This window comes from Kribbella endophytica (assembly GCF_054781295.1).
The window spans coordinates 202,358-222,435 of the sequence record NZ_BAAGUR010000001.1; the positions used below are offsets into that span (position 1 = coordinate 202,358).

General features: G+C 67.5%; 23 protein-coding genes and 1 tRNA gene. 16 read left to right on the forward strand and 8 right to left on the reverse strand.

All coding sequences use genetic code 11. From position 1 onward, the window contains the following. Window positions 1-13: 13 nt before the first annotated feature. A complete protein-coding gene (locus ACYVIO_RS01040) occupies window positions 14-907 on the reverse strand; it encodes an LLM class flavin-dependent oxidoreductase (protein WP_460648714.1) in 894 nt (297 codons plus the stop codon). Between the two features lie 93 nt (window positions 908-1,000). Here ACYVIO_RS01040 and ACYVIO_RS01045 point away from each other — a divergent pair, with 93 nt between their 5' ends. The 5 genes from ACYVIO_RS01045 (at window position 1,001) to ACYVIO_RS01065 (ending at window position 5,887) form a co-directional block, all read left to right on the forward strand. Then, window positions 1,001-1,417 carry a MarR family winged helix-turn-helix transcriptional regulator gene (locus ACYVIO_RS01045; protein ID WP_460648715.1) on the forward strand — a complete coding sequence of 139 codons (417 nt, stop codon included), beginning with the start codon at window positions 1,001-1,003 and terminating at the stop codon, window positions 1,415-1,417. A gap of 55 nt (window positions 1,418-1,472) precedes the next feature. Beyond that, a complete protein-coding gene (locus ACYVIO_RS01050; protein ID WP_460648716.1) occupies window positions 1,473-2,042 on the forward strand; it encodes a TetR/AcrR family transcriptional regulator in 570 nt (189 codons plus the stop codon). Further along, a complete protein-coding gene (locus ACYVIO_RS01055) occupies window positions 2,039-3,538 on the forward strand; it encodes an MFS transporter (RefSeq protein WP_460648717.1) in 1,500 nt (499 codons plus the stop codon). The genes ACYVIO_RS01050 and ACYVIO_RS01055 overlap by 4 nt, the downstream gene beginning before the upstream one ends. Before the next feature lie 39 nt (window positions 3,539-3,577). Next, on the forward strand, window positions 3,578-4,519 hold the full coding sequence (locus ACYVIO_RS01060) for a hypothetical protein (RefSeq protein WP_460648718.1): 942 nt from the start codon (window positions 3,578-3,580) through the stop codon (window positions 4,517-4,519). Window positions 4,520-4,597: 78 nt separating this feature from the next. Next, the gene (locus ACYVIO_RS01065) at window positions 4,598-5,887 is read left to right on the forward strand and encodes a hypothetical protein (RefSeq protein WP_460648719.1); all 1,290 of its coding nucleotides are present in this window, start codon (window positions 4,598-4,600) and stop codon (window positions 5,885-5,887) included. 78 nt (window positions 5,888-5,965) lie between these two features. Here the strand turns inward: ACYVIO_RS01065 and ACYVIO_RS01070 are convergent, their stop codons facing one another. Next, window positions 5,966-7,138 carry a hypothetical protein gene (locus ACYVIO_RS01070; protein ID WP_460648720.1) on the reverse strand — a complete coding sequence of 391 codons (1,173 nt, stop codon included), beginning with the start codon at window positions 7,136-7,138 and terminating at the stop codon, window positions 5,966-5,968. 100 nt (window positions 7,139-7,238) lie between these two features. Between ACYVIO_RS01070 and ACYVIO_RS01075 the strand changes: the two genes are divergently transcribed. Beyond that, entirely contained in the window at window positions 7,239-8,183 is a 945-nt protein-coding gene (locus ACYVIO_RS01075) for a hypothetical protein (protein WP_460648721.1), read from the forward strand. Between the two features lie 6 nt (window positions 8,184-8,189). Here ACYVIO_RS01075 and ACYVIO_RS01080 read toward each other — a convergent pair whose 3' ends face one another. Together ACYVIO_RS01080 and ACYVIO_RS01085 are read right to left on the reverse strand one after the other, a co-directional pair. Beyond that, entirely contained in the window at window positions 8,190-8,561 is a 372-nt protein-coding gene (locus ACYVIO_RS01080) for a nuclear transport factor 2 family protein (RefSeq protein ID WP_460648722.1), read from the reverse strand. Between the two features lie 107 nt (window positions 8,562-8,668). Next, window positions 8,669-8,746: transfer RNA gene (locus ACYVIO_RS01085), tRNA-Tyr, on the reverse strand. A gap of 242 nt (window positions 8,747-8,988) precedes the next feature. Here ACYVIO_RS01085 and ACYVIO_RS01090 point away from each other — a divergent pair. Continuing rightward, entirely contained in the window at window positions 8,989-9,762 is a 774-nt protein-coding gene (locus ACYVIO_RS01090) for a hypothetical protein (protein WP_460648723.1), read from the forward strand. On the opposite strand, the gene ACYVIO_RS01095 is transcribed toward ACYVIO_RS01090, so the two are convergent. The 4 genes from ACYVIO_RS01095 to ACYVIO_RS01110 form a co-directional block, all read right to left on the reverse strand. Further along, window positions 9,759-10,607, reverse strand: coding sequence for a hypothetical protein (locus tag ACYVIO_RS01095; protein WP_460648724.1), 849 nt, complete (start codon window positions 10,605-10,607; stop codon window positions 9,759-9,761). The genes ACYVIO_RS01090 and ACYVIO_RS01095 overlap by 4 nt on opposite strands. 141 nt (window positions 10,608-10,748) lie before the next feature. Then, window positions 10,749-11,246 carry a hypothetical protein gene (locus ACYVIO_RS01100; RefSeq protein WP_460648725.1) on the reverse strand — a complete coding sequence of 166 codons (498 nt, stop codon included), beginning with the start codon at window positions 11,244-11,246 and terminating at the stop codon, window positions 10,749-10,751. A gap of 48 nt (window positions 11,247-11,294) precedes the next feature. Beyond that, entirely contained in the window at window positions 11,295-11,828 is a 534-nt protein-coding gene (locus tag ACYVIO_RS01105; protein WP_460648726.1) for a flavoprotein, read from the reverse strand. Then, complete coding sequence (locus ACYVIO_RS01110) at window positions 11,825-13,018, reverse strand: helix-turn-helix domain-containing protein (protein ID WP_460648727.1); 1,194 nt, start codon at window positions 13,016-13,018, stop codon at window positions 11,825-11,827. Before ACYVIO_RS01110 ends, ACYVIO_RS01105 begins: the two co-directional genes overlap by 4 nt. A 534-nt stretch (window positions 13,019-13,552) precedes the next feature. Between ACYVIO_RS01110 and ACYVIO_RS01115 the strand changes: the two genes are divergently transcribed. From ACYVIO_RS01115 to ACYVIO_RS01155, 9 genes are all read left to right on the forward strand, one after another. Then, window positions 13,553-13,798 carry a DUF6284 family protein gene (locus ACYVIO_RS01115; RefSeq protein ID WP_460648728.1) on the forward strand — a complete coding sequence of 82 codons (246 nt, stop codon included), beginning with the start codon at window positions 13,553-13,555 and terminating at the stop codon, window positions 13,796-13,798. Then, a complete protein-coding gene (locus ACYVIO_RS01120) occupies window positions 13,798-13,962 on the forward strand; it encodes a hypothetical protein (protein WP_460648729.1) in 165 nt (54 codons plus the stop codon). The genes ACYVIO_RS01115 and ACYVIO_RS01120 overlap by 1 nt, the downstream gene beginning before the upstream one ends. Continuing rightward, window positions 13,959-14,207: a hypothetical protein gene (locus tag ACYVIO_RS01125; protein ID WP_460648730.1), complete on the forward strand. Its 249-nt coding sequence runs from the start codon at window positions 13,959-13,961 to the stop codon at window positions 14,205-14,207. Before ACYVIO_RS01120 ends, ACYVIO_RS01125 begins: the two co-directional genes overlap by 4 nt. After that, the gene (locus tag ACYVIO_RS01130) at window positions 14,204-15,172 is read left to right on the forward strand and encodes a hypothetical protein (protein WP_460648731.1); all 969 of its coding nucleotides are present in this window, start codon (window positions 14,204-14,206) and stop codon (window positions 15,170-15,172) included. Before ACYVIO_RS01125 ends, ACYVIO_RS01130 begins: the two co-directional genes overlap by 4 nt. After that, complete coding sequence (locus ACYVIO_RS01135; RefSeq protein WP_460648732.1) at window positions 15,172-15,414, forward strand: hypothetical protein; 243 nt, start codon at window positions 15,172-15,174, stop codon at window positions 15,412-15,414. The genes ACYVIO_RS01130 and ACYVIO_RS01135 overlap by 1 nt, the downstream gene beginning before the upstream one ends. A 4-nt stretch (window positions 15,415-15,418) precedes the next feature. Further along, window positions 15,419-16,993 (forward strand): DNA cytosine methyltransferase, encoded by a 1,575-nt coding sequence (locus ACYVIO_RS01140; RefSeq protein ID WP_460648733.1) that lies wholly within the window; start codon window positions 15,419-15,421, stop codon window positions 16,991-16,993. Continuing rightward, window positions 16,990-17,229 carry a hypothetical protein gene (locus ACYVIO_RS01145; RefSeq protein ID WP_460648734.1) on the forward strand — a complete coding sequence of 80 codons (240 nt, stop codon included), beginning with the start codon at window positions 16,990-16,992 and terminating at the stop codon, window positions 17,227-17,229. Before ACYVIO_RS01140 ends, ACYVIO_RS01145 begins: the two co-directional genes overlap by 4 nt. Continuing rightward, entirely contained in the window at window positions 17,226-19,511 is a 2,286-nt protein-coding gene (locus tag ACYVIO_RS01150; protein WP_460648735.1) for a cell division protein FtsK, read from the forward strand. The genes ACYVIO_RS01145 and ACYVIO_RS01150 overlap by 4 nt, the downstream gene beginning before the upstream one ends. 248 nt (window positions 19,512-19,759) lie before the next feature. After that, window positions 19,760-20,074 carry a hypothetical protein gene (locus ACYVIO_RS01155; RefSeq protein WP_460648736.1) on the forward strand — a complete coding sequence of 105 codons (315 nt, stop codon included), beginning with the start codon at window positions 19,760-19,762 and terminating at the stop codon, window positions 20,072-20,074. Window positions 20,075-20,078: the final 4 nt, after the last annotated feature.

Genomic DNA, 20,078 nt, shown 5'->3' on the forward strand with positions numbered 1-20,078 from the left:
GGGCGTCGGCGCCTCAGGCCTGGTGCGGTCGCGTCTGCTCCCGGACCGCCGGGGCGATCTCCTGGGCCCAGCGGTTCGCCGAGCTCTCGTACGACGCGTCGCCGCGGGGGAAGTACGTGAACCCCGCGGCGCCGTGCTCCAGCACCGCGCCCGTCAGCTCCTCCACCCACTGGCCGACCGATCCGCCGATCCAGCGACCTTCGTCGTCGCGGGTGCGATCCAGCGGGCGGTCGGTGATCGCGCCCGGGAAGTTGTAGATCGTCGCAACGTCCGACGGCTTGCGGCCCAGCTCGAGAGCGGCCGCGTCGATGATCGGCCGCGACTGCTTGTAGACCTCGCTCAGCCAGTCGGCCGCGTGGCCGGGGATCCAGCCGTCCGCCCGTCGACCGGTCGCCGCGAGCGACCGCGGGCCGTTGGAGCCGGTCCAGATCTGCAGCCCCGGCGCCTCGACCGGCGGGATCCCCTTCACCGGGTAGTGCGGCCCGACCGACGTCACCGCCGAGCCAGGCGTGGTCAGCGACCGGATCAGCACCATCGCCTCCTCGAACGCCTCGACGGCCTCGCGCGGGCTCTGCTGCCGGCCGCCCATCGCGGTGATCCGGTCCGGCGCTCCCCCAGCGCCGAGGCCGAGCACGAACCGATCGCCGGACGCCGCCGCCAGCGTGGACGCCGTACGGGCCAGGATCGGTGCCGGGCGCAACGGCAGGTTGGTGACGTTGACCAGCCCGCTGATCCGCTCGGTGCGCGCGAGCACGAACCCGATCGCTGCGTACGCGTCGAGCGCGTGCGCGCCGTACGGGTGATCGGCGATCGAGACGTGGTCGAGGCCGTCGCGGTCGGCCTGCTCGGCGGTGCGGAGCAGCTCGGGCAGCGCCGACGGGGCTCCGATTCCGAATCTGACGGTCATCGCGGGTCCTCCCAAGTAGTTCGTAGACCTAAATAGTAGTACACCGAAATATCAGGCCTGCTGACATTCCGAGGAGCGGACTACGATGGCGGCATGGCCGTTGCACAGGACACCGAACTGGTCGGCTCGCTGGTCCAGCTGATGCACAAACTGCAGGACCTGTACGCCGAGTCGAGCCGGCCGCTCGGGCTGACGCCGCAGCAGGCGCACCTGCTCTGCGTGCTGCTCGCCGGGCCGTTCGGGATGACCGAGCTGAGCCGGATCATGAGCATCGAACGGTCGAGCCTGACCAGCATGGTCGACCGACTGGAACGGCGGGAGCTCGTCGAACGCCTGCGCGACCCCGCGGATCGGCGGGCCTGCCGGATCGGCCTGAGCGCGACGGGGACCGAGCTCGCTCACCAGGCGCACACGGCGTACACGGATCGGATCGCCGAACTGACGGCCGGGCTTCCGGCGGCTCAGCGGAAGGCTGTGGTCGCGGCGGTAGGCGTGATCGTCGAGGCCTGAGCGTCTCAGATGAGACCAACTTGTCTCAAACGGGACAACCGTGTCTACTTGGAGCATGCTGACTCGTTCCCAGGTGCTTGATGCCGCCCTGCGGCACCTGAACTCCGACCCGACCACCTCGATGGCCGATCTCGCGGCCGCGATCGGGATCGGCCGGGCGACGCTGAACCGGCACTTCGCCTCCCGCGACGCGCTGCTGCGCGAGATCGGCGAGCGCGCGCTCGACCACTGGTCGCGGTCGCAGGACGAGACCGGCATGGTCGCGGCCGGCGAGTCCGGCGATCCGGAACGGATCCGCGCCTGTCTGCGCGACCTGACCACGTGGTTCGTCGAGAACGCCGACGAGTTCGCGTACGCGCTGGCCAACAACCGGATGGAAGCGATGCCGGAGCTGATGACGCGGACCAACGAGCTGATCGACCGCGAGGTCGAGTTCTACGCGGGCGCGCAGCGGGCCGGCGTACTGCGCTCCGATCTGCCGGCGCGCTGGATCGAGCACACCGTGTACGGCCTGATGATCGCCGCCCGTGAAGCGCTGCGCCGCGGCGACGTGGCCCGGCGCGACCTCGACGCGCTCGTTTTCTCGACCCTGCTGACTGGCACTGCGACTGGAGATTCCCGATGACCGCCGGTACGACGTACACGCCGCCTTCGACACCCAGCGTGCGACGGCGCTGGGGTGGGCTTGCGGTACTGTCCGCCAGCCTGCTGGTGGTCGTGATGGACATGACGATCCTCAATCTCGCGCTGCCCGCGATGGCCGAGGACCTGCGGCCGAGCTCGGTCGAGCAGCTGTGGATCGTCGACGTCTACTCGCTGGTGCTGGCCGGGCTGCTGGTCACGGCCAGCGCGCTCGGCGATCGCCTCGGGCGGCGGCGGATGTTGGTGGCCGGGTTCGTGATCTTCGGGGCGGCGTCGCTCGGCGTACTGCTGGCGGACAGTCCTGAGTCCGTGATCGCGATCCGCGTGCTGCTCGGCGTTGGTGGCGCGATGATCATGCCGTCGACGTTGTCGCTCATCCGGTCGTTGTTCCCGGATGCGCGGGAGCGCGCGACCGCGCTGGGGATCTGGGGTGCGACCGCTGCTGTGGGTGGTGCGCTCGGGCCGATCGTGGGTGGTGCGCTGCTGCAGAACTTCAGCTGGCACTCGGCGTTCTTGTTCAACGTGCCGGTGATGGTTGTCGCTGTGGTCGCCGCGTTGGTGCTGCTGCCGGAGAGCCGGTCGGATCGTCCGGGACGGCTCGATCCGGTGGCGACCGGGCTGTCGATCGTGGGGATGGTCGGGCTGGTCTATGCGATCAAGGAGCTCGGCAAGGACGGTGTCACTGTTGAGGTCCTGGTCATTGGGCTGCTGGGCGCTGCGCTGCTCGCTGGCTTCGTACTGCGCTGCCTGCGGGCGGCCGAGCCGATGCTGGAGATCCGGTTGTTCCGCGGGCGTGGGTTCACTGCCGGCGTGCTCACTGCTCTGATCACCAGCTTCGCGATGGTCGCGGCGCTCCTGCTGATCTCCCAGTGGCTGCAACTCGTCCAGGGCTGGTCACCACTCGCCTCGGGCGTCGCCCTTCTCCCCATGGCCGTTGGCGGTCTGATCGGTTCGCCGCTCGCGCCGGTCGTTGCCCAGCGCATCGGTGCACGCACGGTCCTGGTCGCCGGCCTCGTCGTCGGGGCCGTCGGCTTCCTGCTCCTCTTCGTGCTCCCCCAGCCGTTGTCGTACGCCGGAATCGCCGCGTCCCTGACCCTGATCGGCATCGGCACCGCACCCCTGGCCGTAGCCTCCGCCGTCATCATGGCCGGAGCGCCGGTCGCCAAGGCCGGCAGCGCCGCCGCCATCGAGGAGAGCAGCTACGAGATCGGCGCCGCCCTGGGCATCACTGTCCTAGGCAGCCTCGCCGCCGCGGTCTACCGCGCCGGGCTTCCCGCGGACGCCCCTTCCCAGGCCCGCGAGTCCCTCGCCGGCGCCCTCACCCTCGACAACCCAGTCCTGTCTCGCATCGCCCAGACAGCCTTCACCGACTCCCTCACCTGGTTCGGCCTAGCCGGCGGCGTCCTGTTGCTGGCCGTCGCGGGGTTGGTCCTGTACCTGACACCGCGTTCCCTGGACCTCTCAGCCACCCACCACTGACCCCTGGCGGCGCACGGCCCGGCCCGCCACAATCGGCGAATGCCAGACGTCGCCGTCGTTCGAGCCAACCAGCCGTACACCGCCACCTCCGCAGTCAAGCAGAACCGGGCGAGCGCACTCGAACTCGTCCGGCAACTGCTACTGCTCACCGGTGTCACTCCGCAACACCACAACGAGCAGCTCAGCATCGGGTTGTGGAAGTGGACCGAGGCCGAGGGCGTATCGCCGTACGCGAAGTACAACACCCGGTACATCTCTGCCGGGGTGAAGAACGCGACGGCTCCGGCGAGCATCAACCACGAGCATGTGTGGACCCGCAAGGAACTCCGCGAGAAGCTGCTCGCCAAGCCGCGGGACGTGGAGGAGCTGGAGCAGTTCCTCACGACGTACGGCGTCGCCTGCATCGTCACCGTCCAGGAACACGGCAAGCTCAGCACGAGCAAGAAGGCCGGCTGGCTTCGGTACGTCGAGCAAGGTATCGCGGTGTGGGATCGGCAGACCGAGGGCTGGGTGGACCCGGCCGGGCTGATGCCCGAGCGCTCCGCCGTGGTCGTCGAGCCCGAGCCCAGCGCGACGTACGACGCTGAGCCTGTGCCGGTCGAGGTCTCGGTCTCTGTAGCCGATTTGGTGGCGCTGAAGAGCACGCCTGAAGTTGCCGAGAGACTGCACGGTTTCCTGAAGGTCGTCGGCTGGCAGCAGGCGGTGGCGGTCCCCTCGTACCGGAAGTCCGGGGAGGTCAGCGACTACTTCCGGGTCTACGACGCTCTGGTTGGCGAGCCGACGCGCGTGGTCGCGTACGTCCACTGGAGCGGGAAGATCGACTACGCGCTCCAGGCAACCGATCTGCCGGACAAGCCAGCGGTCGGCCGACTCGAGAACCGGGTCTACGGCGTCACCAGCAGCCTGGCGACTGCCGAGTCGCTCGACCTCGCCGGGGACCTTCTCGCGTTGGCCTTGGAGAAGGTGCGCACCGAGATGTGAGTGTGCCGCGCACGCCGTGGCGCGTCGGTAACTTCCGCTCTCGCCCGTGCATCGAGCAGGTGAGAGTGGAGTGGTCCTGTGCGGACAGGTGTGCTGGCGGCGACTTTGGGGCTGTTGATGACGGTCGGGCTGGTGAGTCCGGCTCAGGCGGCGGACCCGGCGCCGACGAATGTGAAGGTGGCGTGGGCCAGCGCTGCGCACACGCACGTCCGGGTGACCTGGAGTGAGACGGGGTCGGTGCCGAATCGGGTGTTTCCGCAGTACGCCGGTGGTCTCGGCTGGTTGACGCCGGTCCCTGCGGCCGCGGGGAACCAGGTAGATCTGGAGGTGGCCCAGTTCTCCTCGGCGGCCCTGGTCAGGGTCGCGGTGTACGTCGGAGGGAACGAGCCGACCAGCCCGGCCGGGTTGTCCGTCGCCTTCGACACGCTGCTCCGGGGCTCACCGGTGATCGACTCGCTCACCGCGGCCGCGACGCCGGTCGGCCAGTACACGATGAAGTGGCACGCGGGTGCTGAGCCGGTCGATCCCAACCCGGGTGATCCGCTGGATCTTCCGCTCGGACCGCACCGGTTCCAGGTGCACGCGAGTCAAGCGAAGGCCACCGTCTGGGACCTGATGGTCGACGCCGGGGCCGGGACGTCGGCAACCTTCACGCCGACCGATCCGGCACCCATCGTGGTCAGTGTGCGCGACTACAACGAGTGGTCCGACTCGTGGTCCGCGGACAGCGTCGACGTCGAGCGGTTCGGCAGCGTGTCCGTGCCGGCTGCGACGACGTACGGGCAGCCGACGGTGATCACCGGGCAGCTGCAGCGGCTCACGCGCCAGTGCGATCTCGGGCCCTGCTGGGCGGGGCAGACCGCCGAAGCGTCTCGGCCGGTTGTGCTGCACGCGCGAGCCGACGCGGCCTCGCCCTGGTACGTCGTGGGGATCGTCCAGAGCACGGCTACGGGAACGTTCCGGTTCGCGCCGGTCGCCTGGGGAACGCGGCAGTACCGGGTCGCCGTACCGGATCACTACGCCAACGGCAGCTTGGGGCTGGGCGTGATCGGCGGCGCCTCGACCACGCTGACCCGGCCAGGCGTCCGCGGCGGCTTCACCGACTCCACGGCGACGTACGGGCAGCGCGTGACGACCCGGGTCACGCTGGTGCCGCCCGCGAACGTGCGGACGACGCTGCAACGCTGGGACGGCCAGGCTTGGCGCGACCTGAAGTGGGTTGCCACAAGCAACGGTTCCGGCAGCTACACGTTCACCGCCACGCAGCGCGGCAGGTACGCCTACCGCTACCTGGCGCCGCCCTTCACGTACGGCGGCCGCCCGCTGAGATGGCAGGTGTCCCCGAACTTCGTGCTGACCACCAGCTGAGGTCATCGCGTACTGCGCATCCGCGACCGGCGGCAGCGCTCTCAGCGCGACCCGTTGGGCCGCGCTGAGAGCGGGGACCTACGGCATCGTCGCGATGCTCGTCGGGCCCGAGTCGGCGCGGGTCGCCGGCGACGCCGACTTCGACGCCAGGTGAACGCGGAGGAGGGTGTCGTAGTCGACGACCTCCAGGGACGACGCCGTCTTGGCAGCCTGGGGGAAGTCGGCGGCCGAATCCTGCGTGCCGACGACCAGGACCGTGCGGGCGTCGGTGATCTCCACGCCGTACTTGGTCTTGGCGAAGGCCTGGTTCTCCGCGGTGGTGAAGTACTTCTGGTACGCCGCCAGACGCGTGGCGCCGGCGGGGAGGTCGAGGGAGCGGCGGTGCTTCTGGCCGGTCTCGCGGAGCGGGAGGGCGAGGTCGCCGACGACGTGGGTGCCGTCCTCGCGTTCGAGGATGAAGTCCGGCGTGATCGTGCCCTCCGACGACTCCAGCGACGGCTGGACGATCAGGCGGGTCGCGTCGAAGGCCGACAGCAGCACGTCCTCGTGCTTGGCGAGGAACTCGGCCGTGGTCAGCTTCGCGAGGCCGTGCAGGTACGTGCTGGCGAACTGGTCCGCCTTCAGGGCCTGCTCGACGTCCCCACCCCGCGGTACGGCGAAGGTGCCGACCGGGTCGAGGTGCTGCGAGTTGCTGACCAGCCGCTGCAGGAAGTCGCGGTACTTGTCCGCGGGCTCGGAGCGGTGGATCGCGATCGTGAAGAAGTTCCACTTCAGCCGTACGGCGAGGCCGGACGACTGGGCCAGCAGCACGCGGTCCAGTACGGCGTAGTTGCCGGGCTGGAACTCCAGCAGCCGGTCGCTCGGGCCGACCATCTCGTTGCCGAGCAGGCCCTGCGTCGCGGGGTACGAGTCCGACAGCGCGTTCTTGCCGCGCTCGCTGGCGATGGTCGCGTCCTTCACCACGCTTTCGTCCGGCAGCGCGACGACGGCGGCGGCGCCGGCCGTCGTACCGAAGTACTCGTCGATCCCGGCGGCCTTCTGCCGGCGGACCTCCAGGGAGCGGTACTCGCGGCTCACGCCGGCCAGCTCCAGGATGTTCCAGTCGGGGGTCTCGGTCAGGATCATCAGCCGCGGGTAGAGCAGCGGGCCGGGCAGTTCGCGTGAGTGGCTGACGGGCAGGTGCTCGCTGACACTCTTCAGGTGCTCGCCCCAAAACTGAGTGTTCACCTTGACGAACTCGGTGGGTTTCATCGCCCGCTCTTCTCCTCGATCACTTCATGGGTCTTCCACAACCAGCAACTCCGGTCCGCCCGCCGCCTATTCCCCGGCATCGTGCGGCAGGATGCGCGTCATGGATGCGCATGGGGATGGTACGCCGGAGGGCCGCACCGCGGGGACGGTGTGGGACGCGTGGAAGCAGGCCGACGAGGCCGGGGACGCCGAGGCCGCGGGCCGGCTGGCGGCCGAGATGCTCGAGCTCGTGCCGGGCTTCTTCGAGATCTGGTTCGAGGCCGGGATGTACTCCAAGGCCCGCGCCGACTGGGCCGAGTCGGCGGCGCGGAACCAGCGCGCGGTCGAGCTGTTCACCCCGGAGAACGCGGCCGCTTTCGACGGCGTGAACCCGGCCGCGTGGAACCTCGGCATCGCGGCGACCGCGATCGGCGACTGGGCGACCGCGCGCAGCGCTTGGACGGCGTACGGGATCGACGGCGTCGAGGCGGGGGCCGAGCCGATCGACATGAACTTCGGCTCCGTGCCGATCCGCGTCAACCCGGACCGCCCGAGCCTGCCGCACCAAGTGGTCCCCGACTTCGGCGACACCGAGGTGATCTGGTGCTGGCGCCGCAGCCCCGCCCACGCGGTGATCGCGAGCGTGCCGCTGCCGGCGTCCGGGCACCGCTTCCGCGACGTCCTGCTCCACGACGGCGAGCCGAAGGGCACCCGCCTGCTCGGCGAGCAGGAGGTCGCCGTCTTCGACCAGCTGGCCCGGCTCGATTCGTCGGACCTGCCGACCTGGCAGGCCCAGGTCCTCGGCGCCACTCCCGCCGACCTCGACGCCCTCGCCGACCTGATCGGCCCCGCCGGCCTAGGCCTCGACGACTGGTCCAGCATCCGCCTGATGTGCGCCGACTGCTCCCACGGCTCCCCCGGTACGGCGCACGCCCACACCCCCGCCGCCACCGACGCCACAGTCCTCGGCCTCGCCGGCCCCGAGGCCGACCTCCGCGCCTGCCTCGACCCATGGCTCGCGGCACGGCCGCACGTCGTACTGGCCGAACTCACGTTCCTCTGGTGAACGGCCTCAGCCGGACGCGTCGGTCTTCTGGCTGAACGCACACCGCCAGCGGCCGTCCACGCGGACGTAGATCTCGCTGATCCACTCCTCCACCGCGTACGGCGTCCCATCCCAGGACCCCGAGCTGGCTTTCCGGGCGGTCAGTACAACGACGTCGCCCACCTGGGCCACCCGCTCGGTCCCGACCACGCGCATGGTGTCGTGGACGAGCCGCCCGGACGCGATCCAGCCGAGGATGTCCTCCCGGGGAGTCGCTCCCGACGGCCCGACGTACACCCAGTCGTCGGTCATGAACCGCCCGATCGCGTCCGCGTCGTTCTCCACCAGCGCCGCGTCGAACGCCGCCGACACCGCCCGCACCTCGTCCTCGACCGCCATCCGCCCGCCTCCTCCGTCCCGGCCGAGGCTAGGCCACGACAGGCGCAGCGCCGTACGAACGAGAACAGCCCCTGATCCAGTGGATCAGGGGCTGTCACTTGCCCTGTGGCAGGTGCAGGGTTCGAACCTGCGTAGGCATAAGCCGACAGATTTACAGTCGAGATGCGCACCCGCAGATGACCTGCGGAAACACGATCTAAGTCCCGTGTTCTGGGGGGCAGTCGGGACCAGGCAGCTCGTGCGATCGCTGGGATATGAGTGGCCCGGGGAAGGTCTCCGTTGTTCCGGTCAACTGGCAACTGATCCGGCGCACGACTCCGGAGGACTTGCCGTTCGTCTCTGGTGCCCACCACCCTCAGCGACGGCGCGACTTACCAAGCCACGGGATCTCACGCATCAACGGACTGCTACCTGCATCATGGGCCCTATGACAGACGACAGATCCAGCCGCCACGAGGTCAAGCCGACATTCTTCCGCGCTGCTCAGAGAGTCGAACGTGCAGCGCAGCGCTACAACGACCTCGCCGCGACCGTAGGCCGGGTAGTTCAAAGAGCGCAGAGCAATCCGCTTACGCTGACTATGGACCGAGCAACGTTCGAGCGCCGGGAGCGACCGGAGATCGACATGTCGCAGATCAGCTTCGCGACATCAGAGGATCAGAAAGAAGTCCGATTGCTCTCAAGTGAGATCCTCAATCATCTCCGGACAGCGCTTGATTATGTCGCGTACGATCTTGCCTGGCTGGACTCGGGGAAGCGCCAACAGAAAACCAGTTTCCCGATGCAAAAGAATGACATCAAGTACGGCGACGTCGCGCGCAAATCACTACCGAAGGTAACAACCGCACATCGCGACCTTATCCGCACCTATCAACCCTTCGAAGGCTGCAAATGGACCTCAGATCTCTCGGAATTGAATAACCACGATAAGCATAATCAACTAATCGTGGTCAGCCTAACATTAGGTTTCAACTTCAATATTTCCGAAGAGAACGTCCGCCCGGACCCCACCAACGCCGACCAACTTTTGATCGATATCCGTGAACCTCAAATCGGATTGATGTTAGACGATGGTCGCGACGCTGCGGAACTATTTCAGAACTTGCTGAGAGAAGTTACGAAGGTGGTTAACATATTCCGCGCGGAGATAAATGAACCAACGCTTGAGTTCTACACGACACCCACTCCCCCACAGACCTAGTCTTTCGCTTGCAACCAGAGCTTTACATTTCTGAGTCCTGTCTGCTCTAAGCGGTCCAGAGATTCAGACCGCTCCTTGGTCCAAGTTGCCAAGCTCGCGACTTTGTGGGACTCGTCCGCAAATGCCATCAACTTCCCACCACCATGCAACATAGGTCCGCGGATCCTACCTGCGAGACTTCTTCGCGCCTCATTGATCTGATGCTGCAGTTGAAGAATGTCGAGATCAAGGCTGAACATATTAAGATGGTCGTCGCCGAAGAATAGCTGACCCACTTCAGGAATGAATGCTCGAAGACCTAGTGGAGGCCTTGTCCGCGCATCCTCCGCCGGCGTTACAAGCATCATTCCGTCAGACAGGTACCAATCAGAGAAGCCCCCCACCTCATCTCCACTGGTAGTGCGGTCCAGTCGCTCGTCGATATGCTCCATCGCATTACGGATTTTACGAACTTCAAAGATCCTGGTTGCGCCAGGTTCGGGCTCCGGAAGACTCAAGAGGCCGCGTAATGCCTCGGAGCGCTCGACGGCAATCCGCGTCGCCTGGGCCTTGCTACAACCAGGCCAGCCGTGGGCCTCTCCACGAAAATCAACTATTCGGTTGATAACGATGGCCGCAAACACGGCCGATTGCAACTCACGCCAACTCTCTTCCGCATCATTATCGACGAGCGCTGCATCCATGGCATTTGAGAACGAACGCGTAAATATTCGCGATTGACGCTCAATCTCATCCAGGTAGGCGGCTAAACGCAGCGCGCTCGAAACCTCACCAGTCGTCCCGTGAATAGTTTGAGATGGGATACGACGTTTGATAAATGCATGCGGCCATCGACTATCTGACATGTGCCACCTCTTGCGTCAGGAGTGATCATGAGAGTAGATATCATATAATCCAGGAATCGAGAGCGCGCATCATCGACTAATTCCCCTAGATCACATGACCCAAACAAGGGAGGTCACGGCAAGCGTCATATCAATCCGCCGCTATTCTTCTGTCAAACGAGCAGCGAGGGCACTATGCAGACTGCTCGCCAGTGTATTGAATTCGGCCATAGCCGCCTTTTTCGCTTCCTCCCCCTTGCTGCTGGCCACAGCCCAGGCAGCTTCCGAGACTTCGTCCCACGCCTGCTGGACCTCGCTATTCAATAAAGCAACACACGTAAATTTCGCAGTTCCAAGCTCTCGCAGGATGGCCTCAGCGTTCCTTCGCCCATCACGAACGTAGCCAGGAACATTGCCCCCCAGAAAGGCGAATCGGAACCGCAGGTCTGCAGCTTCTGCCATGGCCACCCCGAGCACGTGGAGTGCATCAGAGATCGCGGCTCGACGGGCAGACTCACGCATCGCTCCACGCTCAGCTGCCATCTCCTGCTGAAACAGAGCCAGATCGTGGCGCAGTGTCGTCCGCGTCTGAACCCAAGCGACTATTGAAGCTAGGATGCCGCCGAATACTGCACCTACTGCTGCAGATACTAGATCCATCTCTCATCCCGACTTAGATCTACCTGTGCCGCAACTATGCCAGTGAAATCACCTGCCCAACATGTGCATCACCCAGTCCCATCGAAACGCAGATGAGACTTGATCACCTGTGCCGGAGCGTACGGGGTTGAGCGACGAACTCGATCCGGTATGTGGATCAACGATCGTAACGCCGGCGTACCGCAGCACCGCGAGAGAAGCCAGCCACGCTGGGTGTCCAGCCAAATCATGCTTAGCAAAGGGCACAGCGACAGCAGTTGTCCTAGATCCCAGAGCAGAGCACAAGGTCGTCAAGGGGTAAGTGTTCGCATTGCCGTTGGCCCAAGCATTGAGAGTGTTGAACGTGGCCGGAACCACAGCGACGGCATCGGCCTTAGGAGTGCGCTTCTGACCACCGGGTTCGCGGTTGCCAGTAAGGACTGGAACGTCATCCAGGTCTTGTCCATCAAGCCACGGGAGGGCGGCATCGGTCGGGATAACATAGGGGTCCCATCCCAATTCACGGGCAGAGCGCACTCCGTCTCCAATGCGGCTAGCTAGGGGCGCCCCGCAGGTGACGAGATAGAGGGTGCGGTTGGTCACGCGAGGACTCCTGCGCGGGTTGCGATGGCGGTTAGGGCTGGGGTCGGTTTGCGGGAGCGCTTGAGGAGTTCGCGAACGAGCTCGCGCGCGATGGTGTGGTAGCGGATCGACTCGGGGGCAACTCGTTCGGCCTGCTTGAGGTGCAGGATTGCTTCCATGTCGTTCTTCGCTTGGGCTTGCGCCCATGCGAGGTCGATATGGAGGCGCGATCGGCGGCCTTGCAGGCCCTCCGGGAGCGAGTCAGTGTCGATCTCGGCCGCGACGCGGAGCACGCCAGACGGATCGCCGAATTCAGAGGCGACGGACGCTCGGTGGATCATGACATTGGTCGGCCCGAAGGCGGTCCACCAGTGGTTCCCGTCGTGGGCCAGTAGGCCGGCGAGCTGGTCGGCTGTCGCCAAGCGTTCGGTTGAGGTCGCTCGGTCCGAGCGGCGGGCGGCGATGACTGAGGAGATCAACCACAGCGATCCCGCGAGCGAGACCGCGTCGGGCGCGTCGGAGCCGGTCGCGGACATGAGTCCCTCGGCCGAGCGGACTGCGATTCGTTCCGCGTCGTCGGTCCGCTGGCTGCGCAGGAGGGCGCAGACGACCTGGTAGGCAGCCATCCCTTGAGCGGTCTTGGACTCGGCCGCCATGGCGGCGTGAGTTGCTCGATCGGCGGCGAGCCAGCCGAGCTGGTGCTCCCCCACCTTGGTCAGAAGCTTTGCCGCTGCGGAGTAGACGGAGCAGCGCGCTAGGTGGGTCTCGCGGCCATCTCGGCCCTGGTAACCGTCGTACGCATCGGCGGCTTGGATTAGGTCGGGAAGCATTGCCGTCGCGGACTGGTACTTCGCAGCCTGGTAGGCCTGATGCACCTGCACAGCGCCGTTGCGGAGTTGCGGAAGCGGCCAGGGGATCGCCCGCTCCCCCAGCAGGTGGTGGTAGCCCGCGAGTTGGCTGCGCACTGCGTCGACGGCGCTCACTTGCTCCGAAGCATCTGGAGCGAGCACCCAGTCACGACCGATGAGGTCGGCGACGTCGATGCGTAGGACGGTGGCTAGGTCGTTCAGGGTGGACAGTCGGTCAACGCCCCGGATGCCGCGCTCGACCTGCGACAGCCATGACCGCGACATTCCGATGAGGCCGGCCAAGGCGTCTTGGGACATACCGCGTCGCTTGCGGTAGGCCCCGATCCGCTCTCCTACATGCATCTGCGCTTCCCCTCAGCTCGCGTGGCCCCTCTAGTGAACCCCCGGAAGGCCAGGCCATTGCGCACAAAAGTACGCAGCCTGGCGAGTGCGCTCCGCTCCCCAGAATCGGCCCGACGCTGAGGTCATGAACGCCCCGACTCCCCCACTGCAGCCCGCTTCGGACCAGGCGGCGCGGGCGGAACTCCCTCAGCTCGCGCGACCTTCCGAATGTAGGCCGCCGTGAAGGGCGACAGCCGCTCGACTTCAGTCGGCGTCACGCCAGCTCGTAGGGAGGCCAGAACCGCGGCCAGTACCTCCTGCCGAGCCTCCTCGTGCGCAGCCTCGGTCTCGCGATAGCGGCGTGTAGCCGCCGACAGGTCATCTCGTAGATCAGCCACGCAACAAGAGTACCGCGCCCCACTTGCGCAACCCTGAATCCATCCGCTAGCTTGTTGCGCAACACAGTTTCGCAACTGAGTTCATATGACGCCCCGGCGGCGGCTACCGCCGAGGCGTCTGGGTCGCACACATCTGCTTGAGACAGGAGCACAACCCGTGAACATCATCCACCTTCAGGCTGTCCAGAACGAAGAGCCGAACGCTGCGGACCTGGCGGCGATCGACGCCGAATGGCCGGTTGTCGCGGCTGAGCTGGACGTACTGGACGCTGAGATTGCGCTGATCACCGCCGGGCCGGCCGCGTCGGTGCTGGACCGCCGCCGGGTACGCCGCGCCGAGCGCCGGGCTCTGGTCGCCCGCCGCGAGCTGTCCGCCGACCAGGTCGAGGACGGTGCGGCGTGATGAGGAAGCCGAACAAGCCGCGCAGCGACGGCAGCCGGCGGACCGGTGGTTGCGCCGCGTGGTGCAGCCCGAAGCACTACCAGTTCTGCGGATCGCCGAGGTGCTGCCCGCACCTGCACACCGACCGCTCGAACAGCTCGACCGGCAAGGCGGGCAAGCGATGAGCCGCCGCGCCGCGGTGACCCTGCCCGAGGTGTGGGCGGAGCGGCTCGGGATCGATACCACCGGCGACGTGGCTCAGGAGCTGGCTGCTCGGTTCGAGCACCTGACGCGGTTCGTGCTGACTGGCGAGATGTCGCGCGCCGGGGAGGTGTCCGCCGAGGCCGCTACCGCTCACGGCGACCTGTGGGTCGTCGCGGGATTCCTGGCCGACGCCCGTACGGCGATGACGCAGGAGGTCAACCGATGACCGCCGAAGCAGTGACCGCGTCGGCGCAGACCGAGCCGAAGTCGAGCGTTCAGCGGCTGCGGACGGCTGCCGCCGAGGCGTCGCAGGTCCGGACGCTGTCCACTCACCCCGACGTGGTGGCGCTGCGGGTCGAGTCGATCCGCACGCAGGTGGACGTGTTGATGTGGGTCGGGATCGTGCTCGGGCTGGCCTTCACGATGGTCAACGTTCAGGCGTTCGCCGCCGACGGTGCCCCAGTTGGGTCGCTGCCTTGGATCGCGGCGTGGCTGCTGGACCCGATGGTCTCGCTGGTCCTGATCGCGGTGCTGCGGGCTGAGCAGATCACCGCCCGGTACCAAGTCAGCGACACCGGCAAGTGGATCTCGCGGACGAAGCGGTTCGCGTTCGGCGCGACCTTCGTCATGAACACGTGGCACTCCTTCGCCACCCGCGACCTGGCCGGGATCGTGCTGCACTCGGTACCGCCGCTGCTGGTGTTCTGCGCGGCCGAGACCGCACCGGTTCTGCGCGACCGACTCACCGAAGCCGTCCTGCGGGCCGAGCAGACGGCAGCTTTGGCCGACCCCCAGAAGGCCGCTGAGCCGATCGTCAGCGCCCCGGAGGCACCGTCTCACGTGGCAGGGGAAATCGCTCAAATCGCCGCACAGCCGTCCGATACCGCGTCGGTGACCAACTCCGCCGCCGGTACGCGGAAGGCGTCACCGAAGCCACGCAAGAAGGCGGCGGCCAAGCCCGGCCGCAAGCTGCTGGCCGACTACGTGAACGAGGCGTTCGCTGCGCTCGACGGCGAGACCGACCCGGCCTCGATCACTCCGGCATGGGCGCGCAAGACCACCGGCTGCTCGGCCGGACTGTCGCCCAAGGTCGCGAAGGCCACCCGTGCCCTGCTGGAGCACGACCTCAACCTGCCTGCCGCCGTCGCGGGCGACGCCGCCGTGCAGTCGATCGAGAGGAAGGCCGCCTGATGCCCATCCCGAATCACGACCCCAACGACTACCGAGGCAACTGGCCTGGCCCGCTGGGCGACGACGACCGTCAGGTCCGCGCTCGGATCCTGCTCGCCTCGCAGAAGCTCGCGAACTTCGGCGTCACGTCGTGGCCGGTCTTCGACCCCGAGGACGGCACCTACTGCGGGCTGATCGCCGTCGACCCGGACCAGTTGTTCGACCTGCTCAACGACCTCGACCTGCGCGCTCTGGAGGCCTGATCCCATGTACGACTGGACTGACTTCTTCTGTGGCTCCGGCGGTACCAGCTCGGGCGCCAAGAAGGTGCCCGGTGTGGAGATCGTGATGGCCGCGAACCACTGGCGGCTCGCGGTCGAGACCCACAACACCAACCACCCGACCACCGACCACGACTGCGCCGACCTGTCGCAGGTCGATCCGCGCCGCTACCCCCGCACGATGGCGGCGTGGTTCTCCCCGGAGTGCACGAACCACTCGATCGCCAAGGCCCGCAAGCGCAACATCGACCGGACCCCGGACCTCTTCGGCGAGGTCCTTCCGGACGAGGCCGCTGAGCGCTCGCGGGCGACGATGTGGGACGTGGTGCGGTTCGCCGAATTCCACCGCTACCCGGTCGTCATCGTCGAGAACGTCGTGGACGTGGCCAAGTGGGTGCTGTGGGGCACGTGGCGCACCTCGATGGAGGCCATCGGCTACTGCCTGCACGTCGTTTACCAGAACTCGATGCACGCCCAGGCCGGCGGGCTGCCCGCCCCGCAGTCCAGGGACCGCGTGTACGTCGTGTGCCACCAGCGCGGCACCCCGCACCCGGACCTGGACCGGTGGACCCGCCCGCTGGCCTACTGCCCCGGCTGCGACGAAGTCGTGCGGGCCATGCAGGCCTGGAAGAACCCCGCGAAGGCGTGGGGCCGCTACCGCGCCCAGTACGTGTGGCGCTGCCCGCGCGTCACCTGCCGCAACGCGGTCGTGGAGCCCGGTTGGCTGCCTGCCGGGTCGGCGATCGACTGGAGCCTGCGCGGGACGCGGATCGGTGACCGGACGCGCCCGCTGGCCGAGAAGACCATGCAGCGCATCGTGGCCGCGCTGGAGAAGCAGGCGCGCGGCGGCGTGCCGATGGTGGTCCCGATGGAGGGCCGCGACGGCAAGCGCCCGTTCCCGGTCACCGCGGTCCTGCGGACCCAGACGACACGCAACGAGAACGCGCTGCTCGTCCCGGCCGGCGGCACCTGGAACAACGACGCCAGCTCGGTGCTGGACGTGATGCGGACCCGCACCACGACCGAGTCCGAGGCGCTCGTGGTGCCGCTGCGGGCCAACAACACCGCGAAGACCACCGGGCAGGTGTTCGACACCTTCGCTGCCTCCGGCAACCACCACGCCCTGCTGGTGCCGTACTACGGCAACGCGACCGCCCGGACCACCGACGAGCCGCACGGCACGTTCACCACCCGTGACCGGTTCGCGCTGGTGATGCGGAACAACTCCAGCCGGGGCGACGGGTCGGAGATGAGCACGCCGGTGAACGAGCCATTGCGCACGCTGACCACCGCCGGGCATCAGTCGGTACTCGAGTACGGCACCCCGAACGTCGAGGACTGCGAGCTGCGGATGCTGGAGCCGCGCGAGCAGGCCGCCGGGATGGCGTTCACGCCCGGCTACGTCGTGCTCGGCACCAAACGCGAGCAGGCCCGCATGATCGGCAACGCCGTCTGCCCGCCGAACGCCCGCGACCTGGTCGCCTCCACGGTCGTGTGCGTCGGCCACGACCTCGATGGCTGGGACGGCACCGCAGAGCTGACCGAGCGGAGCGCGGCATGACCAGCCACCGCACCATCAACGGCGCACCGGCCAGCGGCACGGTCGGGGTCCGGCTGATCGGACAGGCCACCGACGTGGCCGCCGTCCTGGCCGACCTGACCGCCGCCGGAGTCGAGATCGTCTCCATGCCGTCGCGCCCCTTCCGCAACCGCCGCACGTCGGCGATCCGGGTCTACCTGATCGCCCGGCCGGCCACCCCGCACATCGCCCCGGACACCGACCGGAGGAACGCATGAACAGCCACCACGACCACCCCGACGACACCGGCCACGACAACGTGCACCGGCTTCACGCCGACGTTCACGAGACGGTTCACGACACCGACCACGGCATCGTTCACGAAACCTCCGAGCGCATCGACACGACCGACGCTCACGGCGACGTTCACGAAGTCGTGGACGCCGACGTGATCGAGGGTGAGGTGTTGAGCGAGGAGGAGTCGGCCGCGCTCGACCAGCGGCTCGCCAACCGCGGGACGCTGGTCCGCCGAGCGGTGAGCACCGGGCAGGTCGCCAAGCGGGTCGCGACGCACGACCGCACCAAGACGACCGGCAAGGTCACTGCGCGGGCAGCGTACACGGTCGTCAAGGGTGGTGAGTCCTACGCTAAGCGGGCGTGGGACGCCGGGACGATGGGCGTCTACCGGCGTCAGATCAAGGCCGCTGAGGCCGCCGGTGATCGCGAGGCGCTGAAGGAGTGGACCGCCGCCAAGGAGCTGGCCACCGAACGCCGCCACAACCGGCTGATGGACGCTCCCAAGCTGGCATGGGGCGTGCTGAAGGTCGCGGTCGGTGCAACGCTCGCGACGCCGGTGATCGTGTTCGTGATCGCGGTGTTCGCCAAGCTCACCGGGTCGGGATCGTTCAGCGGCGTGTGGGCTGGATTCTTCGCGCTCATCGGTCTCGTGATCGCGGTCGGTGGGGTGGCGTGGACGGTGCTCACGTTCGCGCTGCCGGTGCTGGTCGTGATCGCCCTGTTCCGCGAGGGCAAGCGCATCGCGGAACCGCCCGCGTGGATGGTCACTACGGCCGACACCGAGCTGGACATGGCGATCGATGAATCCACCATCGCGCAGGCGCTGGACTCGCTGCGCATCCCGAACATCACCCGCTACCTGAAGCAGGGCTACAAGCTGCAGTTCATCACCCCGGCACGCCAGCAGGGCCGTGGCACGCACGCGCTGATCCGGCTGCCTGGCGGTGTGCCCGCCGAGGAGATCTCCAAGCGTCGCGTCGCGCTGGCGACAAGCCTGCACCGCGCCGGCTCCGAGGTGTGGCCGACCACCGGTGACGAGGCCGGGATCTTGGACCTGTGGGTCGCCGACAAGGGAGCGCTCGCCGGGGGTCCCGGCAGCTACCCGCTGCTGACCGAGGGCCTGGTGGACGTGTTCAAGGGCGTCCCGGCGGGCAAGACGCTGCGCGGCGACGATCTGCGTGAGCCGGTGATGGGCCGCAACTCGATCGTGGGTGGCGCGCCGGGACAGGGTAAGTCGTCGGCGTCGAAGACGTTCATGGCCGGGTGCGCGCTGGACCCGACCGTGGAGATGCGGATCTGGGTGCCGGACCAGAACTTCGACTTCGAGCGGTTCAAGCGCCGCTGCTCGCGCTACGTCATGGGCGCCGACGACGAGTCGATCCGCCAGATCCGCGACGACCTCAAGGAGATGTTCGAGGAGATGGAGCGGCGCGGTGAGCTGCTCAAGACCTACCAGGTTGAGCACGTCACCCGCGAGCTCGCGGACAAGAACGTCGGCCTGCACCCGCTGGTGGGTCTGCTCGAAGAGGCGCACGTGGCCTTCCAGCACGAGGAGTACGGCGCGGACATCGCCAAGTACGCCATCGGTCTGGTGAAGCTCGGCCGCAAGCGCGGCATGCACTTCCGGGTCTCGACCCAGGCCCCGACCGCGACCTCGCTCCCCAAGGACGTCACCCGCAACGTCACCAACAACGTCGCGTTCTACGTGCAGGACTACGTCGCCAACGACGGCCTGCTGGGCCAGGGCGCGTTCAAGCAGGGCGTACGGGCCACCGACCTCATCCCCGGCGAGAACCGCGGTACGGCGATCGTCAAGGGCTTCAGCGCCGCGAAGTACGAGACGCTGCAGTGGTACTTCCTGGACGGTGCCGAGGGCAACGACCAAATCACGCCGGTCATCGACCGTGCCCTGGCCGCGATCGCCAAGCGCAAGCTGCCCGCGCCCAGCGAGGCCCGACGCCCCGAGATCGAGAGCCGCGACCTGCTCGCCGACCTGGACGAGGTCCTCGACACCGATCCCGTCGCGATCGCCGACGTGCCCGCCCTGCTCAAGCGGCTCGCGCCGACTTGGACGCCGTACCAGAGCCTGACCGGCAAGGCACTGCGGGAGATCCTCGCGGCCGAGCACGGGATCAAGGTCCCCTCGACCGGCAACCGCTACCCCCTCGATCCCGCTACGGTCCGTGATGCGATCGTGCTCCGCGAGCGCGACGCCGGCGCGGCCGACGACACCGAAGACGACGCCGACCCGATCGCCAGTTAGCTCGGCAACCGGGGGCCGCGAACCGCTCCAGACCGGCTCCGACCAGCGGTTTCCGGCCCCCGGTTAACCCACCTCACTCGCTAACTAACCGCAGGTCAGAGCCGGATTAACCCCCGAGACGGCTCCGGGTTAGAGACCTAACCCGATCACCGCCAGCTAACCAACCCCGACCAACCGATCCGGCGGCCCGCCAACAGGCAACCGCCTCCCCCAAACACGCCCACTCGCCGCTACAGAGAGTGATGATCATGACTGATCCAGTTCACGCCGTACTGCTCGCCAGCTCCGGCCTGATGCTCGCCGCAACCACCGCCGCCGACGCGACCGAAGCACTCAGCCGGCCCGAACAGGTCGCCGTCTTGGCCGTCGCCGCGCTGATCGTCGGCGGACTGTACCTGCTGGCCTGCGCCGTCTGGCCGTACGCCACCTGCGGGCGCTGCGACGGCGCGGGCAAGTCCCGCTCCCCGTCGGGCAAGAAGTTTCGCAACTGCCCCCGCTGCAAAGGCACCGGCCGCCGCAAGCGCATCGGCCGCCGCCTCCTCGACCACCGCAACAACCAGTGACCAC

Coding starts and splice junctions, on each gene's coding strand:
- ACYVIO_RS01120 (WP_460648729.1), top strand. CDS start 13,798: ATGAGGAAGCCGAACAAGCCGCGCAGCGACGGCAGCCGGCGGACCGGT.
- ACYVIO_RS01075 (WP_460648721.1), top strand. CDS start 7,239: ATGGATGCGCATGGGGATGGTACGCCGGAGGGCCGCACCGCGGGGACG.
- ACYVIO_RS01055 (WP_460648717.1), top strand. CDS start 2,039: ATGACCGCCGGTACGACGTACACGCCGCCTTCGACACCCAGCGTGCGA.
- ACYVIO_RS01050 (WP_460648716.1), top strand. CDS start 1,473: ATGCTGACTCGTTCCCAGGTGCTTGATGCCGCCCTGCGGCACCTGAAC.
- ACYVIO_RS01140 (WP_460648733.1), top strand. CDS start 15,419: ATGTACGACTGGACTGACTTCTTCTGTGGCTCCGGCGGTACCAGCTCG.
- ACYVIO_RS01155 (WP_460648736.1), top strand. CDS start 19,760: ATGACTGATCCAGTTCACGCCGTACTGCTCGCCAGCTCCGGCCTGATG.
- ACYVIO_RS01045 (WP_460648715.1), top strand. CDS start 1,001: ATGGCCGTTGCACAGGACACCGAACTGGTCGGCTCGCTGGTCCAGCTG.
- ACYVIO_RS01090 (WP_460648723.1), top strand. CDS start 8,989: ATGACAGACGACAGATCCAGCCGCCACGAGGTCAAGCCGACATTCTTC.
- ACYVIO_RS01130 (WP_460648731.1), top strand. CDS start 14,204: ATGACCGCCGAAGCAGTGACCGCGTCGGCGCAGACCGAGCCGAAGTCG.
- ACYVIO_RS01060 (WP_460648718.1), top strand. CDS start 3,578: ATGCCAGACGTCGCCGTCGTTCGAGCCAACCAGCCGTACACCGCCACC.
- ACYVIO_RS01080 (WP_460648722.1), bottom strand. CDS start 8,561: ATGGCGGTCGAGGACGAGGTGCGGGCGGTGTCGGCGGCGTTCGACGCG.
- ACYVIO_RS01095 (WP_460648724.1), bottom strand. CDS start 10,607: ATGTCAGATAGTCGATGGCCGCATGCATTTATCAAACGTCGTATCCCA.
- ACYVIO_RS01100 (WP_460648725.1), bottom strand. CDS start 11,246: ATGGATCTAGTATCTGCAGCAGTAGGTGCAGTATTCGGCGGCATCCTA.
- ACYVIO_RS01040 (WP_460648714.1), bottom strand. CDS start 907: ATGACCGTCAGATTCGGAATCGGAGCCCCGTCGGCGCTGCCCGAGCTG.
- ACYVIO_RS01070 (WP_460648720.1), bottom strand. CDS start 7,138: ATGAAACCCACCGAGTTCGTCAAGGTGAACACTCAGTTTTGGGGCGAG.
- ACYVIO_RS01145 (WP_460648734.1), top strand. CDS start 16,990: ATGACCAGCCACCGCACCATCAACGGCGCACCGGCCAGCGGCACGGTC.
- ACYVIO_RS01110 (WP_460648727.1), bottom strand. CDS start 13,018: ATGCATGTAGGAGAGCGGATCGGGGCCTACCGCAAGCGACGCGGTATG.
- ACYVIO_RS01150 (WP_460648735.1), top strand. CDS start 17,226: ATGAACAGCCACCACGACCACCCCGACGACACCGGCCACGACAACGTG.
- ACYVIO_RS01135 (WP_460648732.1), top strand. CDS start 15,172: ATGCCCATCCCGAATCACGACCCCAACGACTACCGAGGCAACTGGCCT.
- ACYVIO_RS01125 (WP_460648730.1), top strand. CDS start 13,959: ATGAGCCGCCGCGCCGCGGTGACCCTGCCCGAGGTGTGGGCGGAGCGG.